This is a genomic window from Pseudomonas sp. HLMP (assembly GCF_046365545.1).
Taxonomy (GTDB): domain Bacteria; phylum Pseudomonadota; class Gammaproteobacteria; order Pseudomonadales; family Pseudomonadaceae; genus Aquipseudomonas; species Aquipseudomonas guariconensis_B.
This window is the reverse complement of sequence record NZ_JBDLLR010000001.1, coordinates 1,503,686-1,518,438: the sequence shown is the minus strand read 5'-3', so window position 1 is coordinate 1,518,438 and position 14,753 is coordinate 1,503,686. Positions and strand designations below refer to the sequence as shown.

The window sequence follows — 14,753 nt, the reverse complement described above, 5'->3', positions numbered from 1 at the left end:
ATCTTGACGATGACCTACTCTCACATGGGGAAACCCCACCATGTGAGAGTAGGTCATCGTCAAGATTCATTTCGCAAAACCCCTATCTGCGCGAGCAGGTAGGGGTTTTGTCTTTCTGGCGTCTGGCTGGGGATTGGCGGTGGCCCCATCGCTGGCAAGCCAGCTCCCACAGGTACAGCGCAGACCTGCAAGCCAGCGCCATCCCTGTGGGAGCCGGCTTGCCGGCGATGGGGCGCGAAGAGGCCCCGAAGGCCAGCCCAAAGCCTCACGCTTCCATCCTTTCTCCCACAGAGTACGCCGTTGCTGTCTCACTGCCTGTACCCGGTAGAGAGTGATATGGTTCCCTACCAGAATCGCTCCTCCCCAGAGATCCTCGATGACCGACACCACCTCACTGCATCCCGGCTTCATGATCATCCAGGGCAACCGCCTGGACGACCTGCGCAATCTGGTAGTGAACGTGATGCGCCATTACCCCCTGGCCCCCCTGGAGAACGAGATCGCCCTGGTCCAGAGCAACGGTATCGCCCAGTGGCTCAAGCTGGCCCTGGCCGAGGATCCGCAGGACGATGAACTGGGCGGTTGTGGCATCGCCGCAGCCATCGAGGTACAACTGCCGGGCAGCTTCATGTGGCAGCTGTACCGTCGGGTCCTGGGGCGCGACGAGATTCCGGAAGTCTCGCTGCTGGACAAGGCCCCCCTTACCTGGCGTCTGATGCGCCTGCTCCCCGAATTGATCGAACGCCCGCACTTCGAGCCTTTGCGCCGCTTTCTCACCGACGACAGCGACCTGCGCAAGCGCTACCAACTGGCCGAGCGCCTGGCTGACCTGTTCGACCAGTACCAGGTCTACCGCGCCGACTGGCTCAAGGACTGGGCTGCTGGCGAGCATGTGCTCAATACCGCCCGTGGCGAGCGCAAGCCCATGGCGGCGGGGAACCGCTGGCAGGCCGAGCTATGGCGGGCACTGCTCGAAGACGTCGGCGAGGCGGGCATGGCCCAGAGCCGTGCCGGCGTGCACCAGCGTTTCATGGCGCGTATCGACAGCTTGGAGCAGGCGCCCGCGGGGCTACCGCCACGGGTGATCGTCTTCGGCATCTCATCCTTGCCGGCCCAGGCGCTCGAGGCTCTGGCCGGCCTGGCGCGCTTCAGCCAGGTAGTGCTGTGCGTGCACAACCCTTGCCGCCATCACTGGGCCGACATCGTTGCCGACAAGGACCTGCTGCGGCATCAATACAAGCGCCAGCAACGCAAGCAGGGCATGCCCCTGCAACTGGACGACGAATCCCTGCACCAGCATGCCCACCCGCTGCTGGCCGCCTGGGGCAAGCAGGGCCGTGACTACATCAACCTGCTCGACAGCTACGACGACCCGGCCAGCTATCGTGGGGTCTTCAGCGACGGTCGCATCGACCTGTTCAGCGAAGGCCAGCCGACCACCTTGCTCGAGCAGTTGCAGGACGACATCCTCGAGCTGCGTCCCCTGGCAGAGACCCGCGCCCTTTGGCCGGCGGTCGATCCCGGCCAGGACCGCTCCGTGCGCTTTCATGTGGCCCACAGCCCACAGCGCGAGGTGGAGATCCTCCATGACCAACTGCTCGCCCGCTTCAGCGCCGACCCCACGCTACGCCCGCGTGACGTCATCGTCATGCTGCCAGCGATCGACAGTTATGCACCGCATATCCGCGCCGTGTTCGGCCAGCTCGATCGCAACGACCCACGCTACATTCCCTTCACCCTGACCGACCAGGGCCAGCGCGGCCGTGATCCGCTGCTGATCGCCCTGGAGCACCTGCTCAAGCTGCCGGACAGCCGCTTCGCCGTGAGCGAAGTCCTGGACCTGCTGGACGTGCCGGCCGTGCGTGCCCGCTTCGCCATCCAGGAAAGCGACCTGCCGACCTTGCACCGCTGGATCGAAGGCGCGGGCATCCGCTGGGGCCTGGATGCCGAGCAGCGGGCCACCCTGGGCCTGCCCGAGGGCCTGGAGCAGAACAGCTGGCGGTTCGGTTTGCGACGCATGCTGCTCGGCTATGCGGTCGGTATGGGCGAAGGATGCGATGGCATCGAGCCCTATGACGAAATCGGCGGCCTCGATGCTGCGCTGATCGGTCCGCTGGTGGCGTTGCTCGATGCCCTCGACGTGGCCTGCAAGGCCCTGGCGCAGCCCGCCACGGCAGCCCAGTGGGGGGAGCGCCTGCATGCCTTGCTGCAGGTGTTCTTCCTGGCCGGAAGCGAGCACGACGAGTTTCTCCTGATGCAGTTGCAAGAGCTGCGCGATAGCTGGCTGGCGACCTGCGAGGCCGTGGGCCTGCAGGACCCGTTGCCGCTCACCGTGGTGCGCGAGGCCTGGCTGTCGGGGCTGGACCAGGGCAAGCTGTCCCAGCGGTTTCTCGCCGGCTCGGTGAACTTCTGCACCCTGATGCCCATGCGTGCCATCCCGTTCCGGGTGGTCTGCCTGCTGGGCATGAACGACGGCGACTACCCCCGCGCCCAACCGCCGCTGGACTTCGACCTGATGGCCAGCGACTATCGCCCCGGCGATCGCTCCCGCCGCGAGGACGACCGCTACCTGTTGCTCGAGGCCTTGCTCTCGGCACGTGACCAGCTCTATGTCAGCTGGGTCGGACGCAGCATTCGCGACAACAGCGAGCGCCCTGCCTCGGTATTGATCGGCCAGCTACGCGACCACCTGGCCGCAGGCTGGCGTCTGGCCGGGGCCAAGGAGGGGCTGCGCCAGGACCCGGGTGAGCAGTTGCTGCACGCCCTGACCGTGGAACATCCGCTGCAGCCGTTCAGCCAGCGTTACTTCCAGAAAGGCAGCGCGCTGTTCAGCTATGCCCATGAATGGCAGGTGCTGCACCACGCCAGGGAGGTATCCACGGCGTTCGATGAGCCCTTGTCGCCCTATACCAGCGATGAGCCCCTGAGCCTGAGCCTGTTGCAGGATTTCCTTCGTCATCCTGTACGGCATTTCTTCAGCCAGCGTCTGAACGTATTTTTCGAAGCCCTGGAGGTGCCAACTCCGGATGAAGAACCCTTCGTCCTCGATGCCTTGCAGCGCTACAGCCTCAGCGAAAACCTGCTGGGGGCCGCGCTGGCCGATCCGGACAATGCCGAGCGTACCCTGCAGGCCCAGGCCCGGCGTCTGCAGGCCTGCGGTCTGCTGCCCCTGGCCGGCTTCGGCGAAATCCTCCAGGAAGAACTGATCCAGCCCTTGCCCGACCTGCTGCAACGTCACCGTCAATTGCTGCAGCGCTGGCCGACGGTGGTGGAGGGTGCCTTGCCTGTGCACTTCGAACAGGGCGCACAGCGCCTGGAAGGCTGGCTGGGCCGGGTCTACCAGGCTCAGGACCAGAGCCTGCTGAGCATCACGACCGTGCCCAATACCCTTGGCGCCGGGCGCAACAGCCTCAAATGGCACCGGCTGATACCCGCCTGGGTGATGCACTTGGCCGCCTGCGCCGCCGGTTATCCATTGCACAGTGCCCTGGTGGCCAGCGACCTGACGCTGTTGCTCGAGCCGCTGCCGCAAGGCCAGGCGGCCGAACTGCTGGGCCACTTGCTGGTAGCCCGCCAGGCGGCGATGAATGCGCCCCTGCCGGTGGCGGCCAAGACGGCATTCGCCTGGCTCGCCCAGGGCGATCCGGACAAGGCCCTGGCCGCTGCCGCCCGTGCCTACGAAGGCGATGGCCAGAACAACTTCGGCGAACGTAGCGAAAGCCTGGCCCTGGCGCGGCAGTTTCGCGACTTCGCCGCGCTGTGCGCCGAGGAGACCTTCGAAGGCTGGTGCGAAACCCTGTACCGCCCCCTGTTCACCGCCCCCTGGCAAACCTTGGGCAACCCGGAGAGCGCCGCATGACCCAGGCACGCCCCCTGGCATTGAGTTTTCCCCTGCATGGCAGCCAGTTGATCGAAGCCAGCGCCGGCACCGGCAAGACGTTCACCATCTCGGCGCTGTACCTGCGCCTGATCCTCGGCCATGGCGGTGAGCAAGGTTTCGCCCGTGAGCTGCTGCCACCGCAGATCCTCGTGGTGACCTTCACCGATGCTGCCACCAAGGAACTGCGCGAGCGCATCCGCGCCCGCCTGGCCGAAGCCGCGCGTTTTTTCCGTGGCGAACTGGCCGAGGCCGACCCACTGCTCGAGCAGTTGCGCGACGACTACCCCAGCGAGCACTGGCCGCGCTGTGCCAGCCGCCTGGAGATCGCCGTGCAGTGGATGGACGAGGCCGCGGTATCGACCATCCACGGTTGGTGCCAGCGCATGCTGCGCGAACATGCCTTCGACAGTGGCAGCCTGTTCACCCAGAGCCTGGAGACCGATCACAGCGAACTGCTCGGCCAGGTCATGCGCGACTATTGGCGGCGCTTCTGCTATGGCATGCATGGCGAAGCCCTGGCCTGGGTCCGTCGGCACTGGGGCAGCCCCGATGCGCTGCTGCCCAGGATCCGCCCGCTGTTCGGCCGGGTGCGCGAGGAACAGGGCGACGAGTCGCTGCAAGGGCTCATCGAGGCGGCGCTGCGGCAGCGCGCCGAGCAACTCTGTCAGCTCAAGGCGCCCTGGGGCCAGTGGGCCGATGAGTTGCAGCGGATCTGCCGCGAGGCCGTGGCGGCCAAGCAGGTGGACGGCCGCAAGATGCAGGCACGCTACTTCGATCCGTGGTTCGACAAGCTGCGCGCCTGGGCCGCTGACGGCCAGGAAGCGCAACTCGAGCTGGGCACCGGTTTCACTCGCCTGACCCCCGCCGGCCTGGCCGAAGTCTGGAAGAGCGGCGAACCACCAGAGCATCCCGCGCTGCATGCCATGGAAAACCTGAGCCAGCAGCTCCAGGGCCTGGCCAGCCCCGATGCGCGCCTGCTCGAGCACGCCGCCGCCTGGGTATCGGCGCGCTTCGAGGTGGAGAAACGCCGGCGTGCCGAGATGGGTTTCGACGACATGCTCCTGCGTCTGGAGCATGCCCTTGCCAGCGAAGCCGGCGAACGCCTGGCCGGGCTGATCCGCGAGCAGTTCCCAGTGGCGCTGATCGACGAATTCCAGGACACCGACCCGATCCAGTACGGCATTTTCGAGCGCATCTACCGGATCAGCGAGAACCGCCCGGAAACCGGCCTGTTCATGATCGGCGACCCCAAGCAGGCGATCTACGCCTTCCGTGGTGCCGACATCTTCACCTACCTGGCTGCCCGTCATGCCACCGCCGACCGCTTGCACAGCCTGGACACCAACTACCGCTCCAGCCAGGCCATGGTCGCCGCGGTCAACCGTATGTTCCTCCAGGCGGAGGCGCGTGGCGAAGGCCGCGGTGCCTTCCTGTTCCGTGAGGCGCAGGGCAACCCCTTGCCCTTCGTCGAGGTCCGTGCCAAGGGCCGCAGCGAGCAGTTTCTGGTCCAGGGCCAGCCGTGCGCCGCGCTGCAATGCTGGCTGCTGGAGAGCGATGAGCCGGTCGCCAGCACGCTGTACCGCCAGCGCCTGGCGGCCAGTTGCGCCAGCCATATCGTCGGGCTGCTCAATGGTGGTCAGCAGGGGCACGCCGGTTTTGCCGATGGCACAGGTGCGCTACGTCCTTGCCTGCCCTCGGACATTGCCATCCTCGTGCGCGACGGCCGCGAGGCGCAGTTGATCCGCGCCGAACTGGCGGCGCGTGATGTACGCAGCGTGTACCTGTCCGACAAGGATTCGGTGTTCGCCGCCCAGGAAGCCCACGACCTGCTGGCCTGGCTCAAGGCGTGCGCCGAGCCGGACTCCGAACGCCAGCTCAAGGCCGCGTTGGCGAGCCTCACCCTCGACCTGCCCCTGGCCGAACTGGAGCGACTGAACCAAGACGAACGGGTCTGGGAAGCCTGGGTCATGCGTTTTCGCCTGTACCGCGATACCTGGCAGCGCCAGGGCGTGTTGCCTATGTTGCGCCGCCTGCTGCACGACTTCCAGCTACCGCGCACGCTGATGGGGCGCAGCGACGGCGAGCGAGTGCTGACCAACCTGTTGCACCTGGCCGAGCTGTTGCAGCAGGCGGCCGGCGAGCTGGACGGCGAGCAGGCGTTGATCCGTCACCTGGCCGAGCACCTGGCCAGTGCCGGGCACGCCGGCGAGGAGCAGATCCTGCGCCTGGAGAGCGACGAGCAACTGGTCAAGGTGGTGACCATCCACAAGTCCAAGGGCCTTGAGTACCCACTGGTCTACCTGCCGTTCATCTGCACCAGCAAGCCGGTGGACGGCCAGCGCCTGCCTTTGGTCTGGCACGACAGCGACGGCCAGGCCCACCTGACCCTGACCCCCGATGACGAGCAGGTCGCCCGCGCCGACGATGAGCGCCTGGCCGAGGACCTGCGCCTGCTCTACGTTGCCTTGACCCGTGCCCAGCACGCCTGCTGGCTCGGCGTCGCCGACCTCAAGCGTGGCAACCAGAAGACCTCGCAGCTGCATCGCTCGGCCCTGGGCTACCTGCTCGGCGGCGGCTTGCCGTTGCCAGCGTCGAGCCAGCTGGCCGGCTGGTTGCAGGCCGTGCAGCAGGGCTGCCCGGAGATGGCCTGTATTGCCTTGCCCGAGGCCGACGAACAGCACTACCGGGCTCCCCACGACGAGCGTGAGCTGCTGCCTGCGCGCAAGCCGCGCCGCCCCGCTGCGGAGCATTGGTGGATCGCCTCCTACAGTGCCCTGCGTGTCGGCGACCAGACCCTTGGCGCCGACAGCTCCCAGGCCCAGCAATTGCTGGATGACGAACAGGTCGACGCCCAACTGCTGCGCGAAGTGCCTGCCGAGGGTGGTGATATCCACCGCTTTCCCCGGGGGCCGAATCCGGGCACCTTCCTCCATGGCTTGCTCGAATGGGCGGGGCGCGAAGGTTTCGCCGAGGTCAGCGGCAAGCCCGAACTGATCACGCGTACCGTCGGCCAGCGCTGCAACCGCCGCGACTGGACCGGCTGGATCCCGGCCTTGGACCAATGGCTGCGGCAACTGCTGGCCCAGCCGCTGCCGTTGCAACCCGAGGGGCCGAGCCTGACGTTGGCCGGGCTACGCCAGTATCAGGTCGAGATGGAGTTCTGGTTCGCCAGCCACCAGGTCGACGCCGTGCGCCTGGACCGCCTGGTGGCCCGCCAGACCCACGGCGGCGCGGCGCGGCCAGCCGCCCAGCCGACCCAGCTCAACGGCATGTTCAAGGGCTTCATCGACCTGGTCTTCGAACTGGACGGGCGCTACTACGTGACCGACTACAAGTCCAACTGGCTCGGCCCGGACACCGCGTCCTACAACGCTCTGGCCATGGAGCAGACGATCCTCGAGCATCGCTACGACCTGCAGTACGTGCTCTACCTGCTGGCCTTGCACCGCCAGTTGCGCGCCCGCCTGCCCGATTACGACTACGACCGCCATGTCGGTGGTGCCCTGTTCATCTTCCTGCGCGGTGCCGACAGCAGCGGCCATGGCCTGTATTTCACCAAGCCACCGCGCACCTTGATCGAGGCGTTGGACGCGCTGTTCCGTGGCGTCCATGAGCCCGAGCAGCCAGACCTGTTTGCCGGAGCCACACCATGAGCCGACGTCTCGACGACCTGTTGTCCACCCCATTGCAGGCCGAGCAACTGGCCGCCCTGGCGCCATTGCGCGACAGTCGCGACCTGCTGGTACTGCTCGACCGTTGGGTCGAGCGCGGTTGGCTGCGGGCCCTGGACCGGGCCTTCGTGAGCTTTCTCGAAGAGCTTGCCCCCGGCAGCGATCCCTTGCTGCTGCTGGCGGCAGCCCTGGCCAGCCATCAGTTGGGCCATGGGCATGTTTGCCTGGACCTGGAGCAGACCCTGGCCGAACCGGACTTCGCCTTGTCGCTGCCACCGGAAGGCGATGCCCTGGCAGGCCCCCTGCTGTTGCCGTCGCAGTTGCTCGCCAGCCTTGGGCTGGACACCTGGCAGCAGCGCATCGCCCACAGCCCCCTGGTGGCTGCCGGCGCCACGCCAGGGCAGGGCTCGCGCCCACTGGTGCTCAGCGGCCGGCGCCTGTACTTGCGCCGCTACTGGAGCTACGAGCGTCGTATCGACGAGGCCTTGCGCCAGCGCCTGAGCCAGGATGAAGCCGTACCGGCGGACCTGCCCGCACGCCTAGCACCATTGTTCGAAGGCTCGGCTCCGGCCGGGCAAGTGGACTGGCAGAAGCTCGCCTGCGCCCTGGCCACCCGCGCCGCGTTCAGCATCATCACCGGCGGCCCAGGCACCGGCAAGACCACCACCGTGGTGCGCCTGCTGGCATTGTTGCAGGCGCCGGCGGTGGAGCAGGGTCGGCCGCTGCGGATACGCCTGGCGGCACCGACCGGCAAGGCTGCCGCGCGCCTGACCGAGTCCATCGGCCAGCAAGTGGAACGCCTGCCGGTGGATATCGCGGTTCGCGAGCAGATCCCCACCGATGTCAGCACCGTCCACCGCCTGCTCGGCAGCCGCCCCGGCTCACGGCATTTCCGCCACCATGCTGGCAACCCGCTGCCGCTGGACGTGCTGGTGGTCGATGAAGCCTCGATGATCGACCTGGAGATGATGGCCAACCTGCTCGACGCCCTGCCGCCGCGTGCGCGGCTGGTGCTGCTGGGGGACAAGGACCAGTTGGCCTCGGTGGAAGCTGGCGCGGTATTGGGCGACTTGTGCCGCGATGCCGAGGACGGCTGCTATTCCCCCGCCACCCGCGCCTGGCTGGAGCAGGTCGGTGGCCAGTCGCTTGAGGGCAGCGGCCTGCAGGCCGGCGATGCGCAGCGCAACCCGCTGGCCCAGCAGGTGGTGATGCTGCGCCATTCTCGGCGTTTCGGCGAGGGCAGCGGTATCGGCCAGCTGGCGCGCCTGGTCAATCGCCAGCAGGTGCAGGCAGCTCGCGACTTGCTGACGATGCCACCGGCCGATGTGTTCGGCCTGGCCCTGCGTGGTGAGCATGATCGTGCTTTCGACCGCCTGCTGCTCGATGGCCTGGGCCGTGACGAAACGGGGCCGCAGGGTTATCGCAACTACCTGCGGGCCATCGGCCGTCACCGTCCGCCCCACGGCACGCCAGCCGATGATCCCCGTTGGGAGCGGTGGGCCGGCCAGGTCCTGCGCAGTTTCGAGGATTTCCAGCTGTTGTGTGCGGTGCGCAAGGGCCCCTGGGGTGTCGAAGGGCTCAATGAGCGGGTGGCACGGGTACTGGGCAACGCCGGCCTGATCGACAGCCAGCAGCCCTGGTACGAAGGCCGCCCAGTGCTGGTGACCCGCAACGACTATGGCCTGGGCCTGATGAACGGTGATATCGGTATCGCCTTGCGTCTGCCGGACGAGCAGGGCGAGCCGGTACTGCGCGTGGCCTTCCCACGCAACGATGGCAGTGGCGGGGTGCGTTTCGTCCTGCCCAGCCGGCTCAACGAGGTGGAGACGGTGTTCGCCATGACGGTGCACAAGTCCCAGGGTTCGGAGTTCAGCCATACCGCCCTGGTATTGCCGGATGCGCTCAACCCGGTGCTGACCAAGGAGCTGATCTACACCGGGATCACTCGGGCCAAGCATTGCTTCAGCCTGGTCGAGCCGCGGATGGGCGTGTTCGAGGAAGCAGTGGGGCGCCGGGTGCGGAGGATTTCCGGGTTGATGCTCGAGCAGGTCTGAGGGGCCCGACCCATCTGGAGATCGCTGGGACGCGACGTGGCCCCAGATGGTATGCCCCTCAGCATTAATCTCATGACAGCCTTATGCTATCGTTGCGGCAATATCTGAAAGGATTTTGAGAGATTTCTCACATGATCGTGGCTGTCCCGCCCTGGGGACGAGTGACGGGCCGTGTACTTTCGTTGCTGATGGGCGTCCTGCTGCTATTCGCTGGCCCCGCCCGGGCAGACACCCCCGCGACCGCCATCCAGGCGCAGCAACGAGCCAAGGCCGTGACCCAGGTAGTACTGGGCATTCTCAGCTATGCGCGTTGGCCGGTGGAACCTGTGCCCCTGCGCTTGTGCCTGGTCGGCCCCACCGAATACGCCGACGACCTGATCAAGGGCAACGTGCAGAACTCCGGCCAGCCATTGCAGGTCCGGCGCCTGCTGGCCGACGATGGGCGCATTGCCGGCGCCTGCGATGCCGTCTATATCGGCAAGCTCGACAGGGGCGAGCGTGATCGCCTGTTCCAGGCGATCAGCGGCCATCCGGTCTTGAGCATCAGCGAGGCCGACGATCCCTGTACCGTGGGTAGCCTGTTCTGCCTGCGGGTCGCTGACGCGCAGGTGGCCTTCGAGGTGAACCTCGACTCGGTGGCGCGCAGTGGCGTACGTATCCACCCCAGCGTGTTGCAGCTGTCTCGACGGCGGGCGGTGCAGCCATGAAGTCGACGACCAAGCGGGCCACTCGCCCGACCCTGCGTTCCGTACTCGGCCGCGGCCACCTGGGAGTGGCCCTGCTGGCGGTGGGCCTGGTCGGGGTCTCCCTGACCCTGCTGGGCGTGCTCGCCCTGCGTGTCTATGCCAATCACAACCTGCACCTGATCGCGCGCTCGATCAACTACACGGTGGAAGCCGCCGTGGTGTTCGATGACAGCCCCGCGGCCAACGAGGCCCTGGCCGTGATCGCCGCCACCGAGGAGGTGGCCGACGCCAAGGTCTTCGACAGGGAGGGCGAGCTCCTGGCGCACTGGCAGCGTGCCGAGGATGGGATGCTCAGTCACCTGGAAGCCAAGGTGGCCAGCGCGCTGCTGGACGAGCCGATCAACCTGCCGATCATGCATGGCCAGCAACAGGTCGGGCATATGGAGTTGGTCGGCCAGGGGCGCAACCTGCTGCGCTTCCTGCTCAGTGGCCTGGCCGGGATCCTCTTTTGCACGGTCCTCAGCGCCGTCCTTGCCATCTATCTGTCGCGTCGCTTGTTCGGCAATATCATCGGCCCGCTGCGCAGCCTGGCCAGCGTGGCTCATGCCGCCCGCCGCGAGCGCAGTTTCGACCGGCGCGTGCCCGAGGCGCAGATCGCCGAGCTCAACGAGTTGGGCAACGACTTCAACGCCCTGCTCGATGAACTGGAGGTTTGGCAGAGCCACCTGCAGAGCGAGAACGAGACCTTGGCCCATCAGGCCAGCCACGACAGCCTGACCGGCCTGCCCAACCGTGCCTTCTTCGAAGGGCGCCTGAGCCGTAGCCTGCGCAACGCGGCCCGGCAGCAGGAACATCTGGCGGTGCTGTTCCTCGACAGCGACCACTTCAAGCAGATCAACGACAGCCTTGGCCATGCCGTGGGCGACGAGGTGCTGGTCAGTGTCGCCAGCCGGGTGCGGGCGCAGTTGCGCGAGCACGACCTGGTGGCCCGCCTGGGCGGTGACGAGTTCGCCGTGCTGCTGACTCCGCTGCATTCGCGGGAGGACGCGCAGGGTATCGCGGAGAAGATCGTCGACAGCATGACGCTGCCGATCCAGCTGGAGAACGGCAGCATCACCACCTCGCTGAGTGTCGGCATCGCCTATTACCCGGACGATGGCGACGACCCCGCCAGTCTGCTCAATGCCGCCGACGCGGCGATGTACCAGGCCAAGCGCATGCGCCGTGGCCATTGGCAAGTGGCCCAGCCGGAGCGCTGAGCCGCTGATGTTAAACACAGGAGCTTAATCGTGATTCACCGTTTTCCGTCATTGCGTTTTCCTTGCTTGGCCATGTTGCTGGTGCTGCTGGCGCTGGCTGGCTGCCAGAGCGTGCCACCCAAGGGCCTGACTGCCGAGCAGATTGCCGCGCTCAAGCGCGAGGGCTTCTCGCCGACCGATGAAGGCTGGGCGTTCGACCTGTCGGGCAAGGTGCTGTTCGGCAGTGACCTGGACAGGCTCAACAGCCAGAGCCAGGCCATCGTCGAACGCATCGGCAAGACACTGGTGGCGGTGGGTATCCCGCACGTACGCATCGACGGCCATGCCGATGCGTCGGGCCGCGCCGCCTACAACCAGCAGTTGTCCGAGCGCCGGGCGCAGAGCGTGGCGCGGGTGCTGGTCGGTATCGGCATGCAGCCGCAGAATATCGAGACCCGCGGCCTTGGCAGCAGCCAGCCGGTGGCTGACAACCGCACCCGCTCGGGGCGAACCGAGAATCGCCGGGTGTCGATCGTGGTGGCGTCGGACTGAGTGGCCTGGGGCGCGAAGCGGCCCCAACAGGGTTGTAAAGCCTGAGACGGCAGCCCCAGGCTCACGTGTGGGCAAACCGCATCTCTCGGGTTTCCCCCATCAACAACGGCGCATTGGCCTCGGTCACCTCGCGGATGTAGTCCCACAGCAAGGTGATGCGCTTGAGCTTGCGCAAGTCCTCCCGGCAGTACATCCAGAACTGCCGGGTGATATCCACCTCCACCGGCAGCACGTTGATCAGCCGTGGGTCCTGGGCTGCCAGGAAGCACGGCAGGATGGCCAGCCCGCGCCCCTGCAGCGCAGCCGTGTACTGGGCGATCACGCTGGTGCTGCGCAGGTGGGCATTGGCGTTGGGGATCAGGTTGGCCAGGTACAGCAGCTCGGAGCTGAAGGCCAGGTCGTCGACATAGCTGATGAACGGATGGCGCACCAGGTCGGCGACCTGGCGGATCGGCTCGTGGCTGTCCAGGTACGCCTGGGTGGCATACAGCCGCAGGCGGTAGTCGCACAGCTTGCAGCACACGTAGGGCCCATGCTCGGGACGCTCCAGGGCGATGACGATGTCCGCCTCGCGCTTGGACAGGCTGATGAAGTGCGGCAGCGGCAGGATGTCCACCGAGATGGCTGGGTAGGCGTCGACGAAGTGGCTCAACTGCGGGGTGACGAAGAAACTGCCAAAGCCCTCGGTACAGCCCATGCGAACATGCCCCGACAATGCCACACCTGAGCCGGACACCTGTTCGCAAGCCATGTGCAGGGTGCTTTCGATCGACTCGGCATAGCCCAGCAGGCGCTGGCCCTCGGCGGTGAGGACGAAGCCGTTGGTCCGCGATTTCTCGAACAGCAGCGTGCCCAGCGCCCCCTCCAGCGAGCCGATGCGCCGCGACACCGTGGTGTAGTCCACACCCAGGCGCTTGGCTGCGCTACTGGCCTTGCGGGTGCGCGCCACTTCCAGGAAGAACTTCAGGTCGTCCCAGTTCAGCGAACTCAGGGAGGTGAGGTCTTTTTGCATGATGATCCGGTTTTTTTGTGCGTTCTTGTTGGATGTTTGCACATCTATACTCGAAACAGACCCAAGAGCGCCACCTCGCGTTTGCCCGGCGCTGGCGATCTCGTCCCGACAATAATTCCAAGGAGAGCGCAGATGAACGCACCCCACACCCCCGACCAGGCCAAGGTCGAGCAGGTCAAGCTGCTGATCGACGGCCAGTGGGTCGAGTCCAAGACCACCGAGTGGCGCGATATCGTCAACCCGGCCACCCAGCAGGTGCTGGCACGGGTGCCGTTCGCCACCGTGGAGGAAGTCGATGCCGCCGTGGCGGCCGCCCAACGCGCCTTCGCCACCTGGCGCGAAACCCCGATCGGCGCCCGCATGCGCATCATGCTCAAGCTGCAGGCGCTGATCCGCGAGCACACCAAGCGCATCGCCCAGACCTTGAGCGCCGAGCAGGGCAAGACCCTGGCCGACGCCGAAGGCGACATCTTCCGCGGCCTGGAAGTGGTCGAGCACGCGGCGTCCATCGGCACCCTGCAGATGGGCGAGTTCGCCGAGAATGTCGCCGGCGGCGTGGACACCTACACCCTGCGTCAGCCGATCGGCGTGTGCGCTGGCATCACCCCGTTCAACTTCCCGGCGATGATTCCGCTGTGGATGTTCCCCATGGCCATCGTCTGCGGCAACACCTTCGTCCTCAAACCGTCCGAGCAGGACCCGCTGTCGACCATGCTACTGGTGGAGCTGGCGCTGGAAGCCGGCGTGCCGGCCGGTGTGCTCAACGTGGTGCATGGTGGCAAGCAGGTGGTGGACGCCATTTGCACCCACCCGGACATCAAGGCGATCTCCTTCGTTGGCTCCACCGAGGTCGGCACCCACGTCTACAACCTGGCCAGCCAGCATGGCAAGCGCGTGCAGTCGATGATGGGCGCGAAGAACCACGCCGTGGTGCTGCCCGACGCCAACCGCACCCAGACCATCAATGCCCTGGTCGGAGCCGCCTTCGGCGCGGCCGGCCAGCGCTGCATGGCCACCTCGGTGGCGGTGCTGGTGGGCAAGGCCCGTGAATGGCTGCCGGACATCAAGGCTGCGGCCAGCCAGCTCAAGGTCAACGCCGGTTGCGAGCCGGGCACCGATGTCGGCCCGCTGGTTTCCAAGCGCGCGAAGGAACGTGTGCTGGGCTTGATCGAAAGCGGCATCGAGGAAGGCGCCACGCTCGAACTCGATGGCCGCGACGTCAAGGTGCCGGGCTACGAGCAGGGCAACTTCGTCGGCCCGACCCTGTTCTCTGGCGTGACCACCGACATGCAGATCTACACCCAGGAGATCTTCGGCCCGGTGCTGGTGACCTTGGAGGTCGATACCCTCGACGAGGCCATCGCCCTGGTCAACCGCAACCCGTTCGGCAACGGTACCGGCCTGTTCACCCAGAGCGGCGCGGCGGCGCGCAAGTTCCAGAGCGAGATCGACATCGGCCAGGTCGGCATCAACATCCCGATCCCGGTGCCGGTGCCGTTCTTCAGCTTCACCGGGTCCCGTGGCTCCAAGCTGGGCGACCTGGGCCCGTACGGCAAGCAGGTGGTGCAGTTCTACACTCAGACCAAGACCGTCACCGCCCGCTGGTTCGACGACGACAGCCTGGGCGACGGCGTGAACACCACCATCAGCCTGCGCTAAG

At 66.6% G+C, this 14,753-nt stretch carries 8 protein-coding genes; 7 read left to right on the top strand and 1 reads right to left on the bottom strand.

All coding sequences use genetic code 11. From position 1 onward, the window contains the following. Window positions 1-376: 376 nt before the first annotated feature. From recC to ABFA30_RS07120, 6 genes are all read left to right on the top strand, one after another. On the top strand, window positions 377-3,859 hold the full coding sequence (gene recC, locus ABFA30_RS07145; RefSeq protein ID WP_253081324.1) for an exodeoxyribonuclease V subunit gamma: 3,483 nt from the start codon (window positions 377-379) through the stop codon (window positions 3,857-3,859). Further along, window positions 3,856-7,533, top strand: a complete 3,678-nt coding sequence (gene recB, locus ABFA30_RS07140; RefSeq protein WP_410045278.1) for an exodeoxyribonuclease V subunit beta — start codon at window positions 3,856-3,858, stop codon at window positions 7,531-7,533. Before recC ends, recB begins: the two co-directional genes overlap by 4 nt. After that, window positions 7,530-9,605 carry an exodeoxyribonuclease V subunit alpha gene (recD, locus tag ABFA30_RS07135; RefSeq protein WP_410045277.1) on the top strand — a complete coding sequence of 692 codons (2,076 nt, stop codon included), beginning with the start codon at window positions 7,530-7,532 and terminating at the stop codon, window positions 9,603-9,605. Before recB ends, recD begins: the two co-directional genes overlap by 4 nt. A gap of 131 nt (window positions 9,606-9,736) precedes the next feature. Continuing rightward, a complete protein-coding gene (locus tag ABFA30_RS07130) occupies window positions 9,737-10,312 on the top strand; it encodes a YfiR family protein (RefSeq protein ID WP_253081321.1) in 576 nt (191 codons plus the stop codon). After that, on the top strand, window positions 10,309-11,550 hold the full coding sequence (locus ABFA30_RS07125; RefSeq protein WP_253081320.1) for a diguanylate cyclase domain-containing protein: 1,242 nt from the start codon (window positions 10,309-10,311) through the stop codon (window positions 11,548-11,550). The genes ABFA30_RS07130 and ABFA30_RS07125 overlap by 4 nt, the downstream gene beginning before the upstream one ends. Window positions 11,551-11,622: 72 nt before the next feature. Then, on the top strand, window positions 11,623-12,081 hold the full coding sequence (locus ABFA30_RS07120; RefSeq protein WP_410046033.1) for an OmpA family protein: 459 nt from the start codon (window positions 11,623-11,625) through the stop codon (window positions 12,079-12,081). A 61-nt stretch (window positions 12,082-12,142) separates the two neighbouring features. Here the strand turns inward: ABFA30_RS07120 and ABFA30_RS07115 are convergent, their stop codons facing one another. After that, window positions 12,143-13,093 (bottom strand): LysR family transcriptional regulator, encoded by a 951-nt coding sequence (locus ABFA30_RS07115; protein WP_225790547.1) that lies wholly within the window; start codon window positions 13,091-13,093, stop codon window positions 12,143-12,145. A gap of 132 nt (window positions 13,094-13,225) precedes the next feature. Here ABFA30_RS07115 and ABFA30_RS07110 point away from each other — a divergent pair, with 132 nt between their 5' ends. Further along, entirely contained in the window at window positions 13,226-14,752 is a 1,527-nt protein-coding gene (locus tag ABFA30_RS07110; protein WP_410045276.1) for a CoA-acylating methylmalonate-semialdehyde dehydrogenase, read from the top strand. Window position 14,753: the final 1 nt, after the last annotated feature.

What these genes read in the sequence shown, in the direction of transcription:
- recC (WP_253081324.1), top strand. Translation starts at nt 377, where the DNA reads ATGACCGACACCACCTCACTGCATCCCGGCTTCATGATCATCCAGGGC.
- recB (WP_410045278.1), top strand. Translation starts at nt 3,856, where the DNA reads ATGACCCAGGCACGCCCCCTGGCATTGAGTTTTCCCCTGCATGGCAGC.
- recD (WP_410045277.1), top strand. Translation starts at nt 7,530, where the DNA reads ATGAGCCGACGTCTCGACGACCTGTTGTCCACCCCATTGCAGGCCGAG.
- ABFA30_RS07130 (WP_253081321.1), top strand. Translation starts at nt 9,737, where the DNA reads ATGATCGTGGCTGTCCCGCCCTGGGGACGAGTGACGGGCCGTGTACTT.
- ABFA30_RS07125 (WP_253081320.1), top strand. Translation starts at nt 10,309, where the DNA reads ATGAAGTCGACGACCAAGCGGGCCACTCGCCCGACCCTGCGTTCCGTA.
- ABFA30_RS07120 (WP_410046033.1), top strand. Translation starts at nt 11,623, where the DNA reads ATGTTGCTGGTGCTGCTGGCGCTGGCTGGCTGCCAGAGCGTGCCACCC.
- ABFA30_RS07115 (WP_225790547.1), bottom strand. Translation starts at nt 13,093, where the DNA reads ATGCAAAAAGACCTCACCTCCCTGAGTTCGCTGAACTGGGACGACCTG.
- ABFA30_RS07110 (WP_410045276.1), top strand. Translation starts at nt 13,226, where the DNA reads ATGAACGCACCCCACACCCCCGACCAGGCCAAGGTCGAGCAGGTCAAG.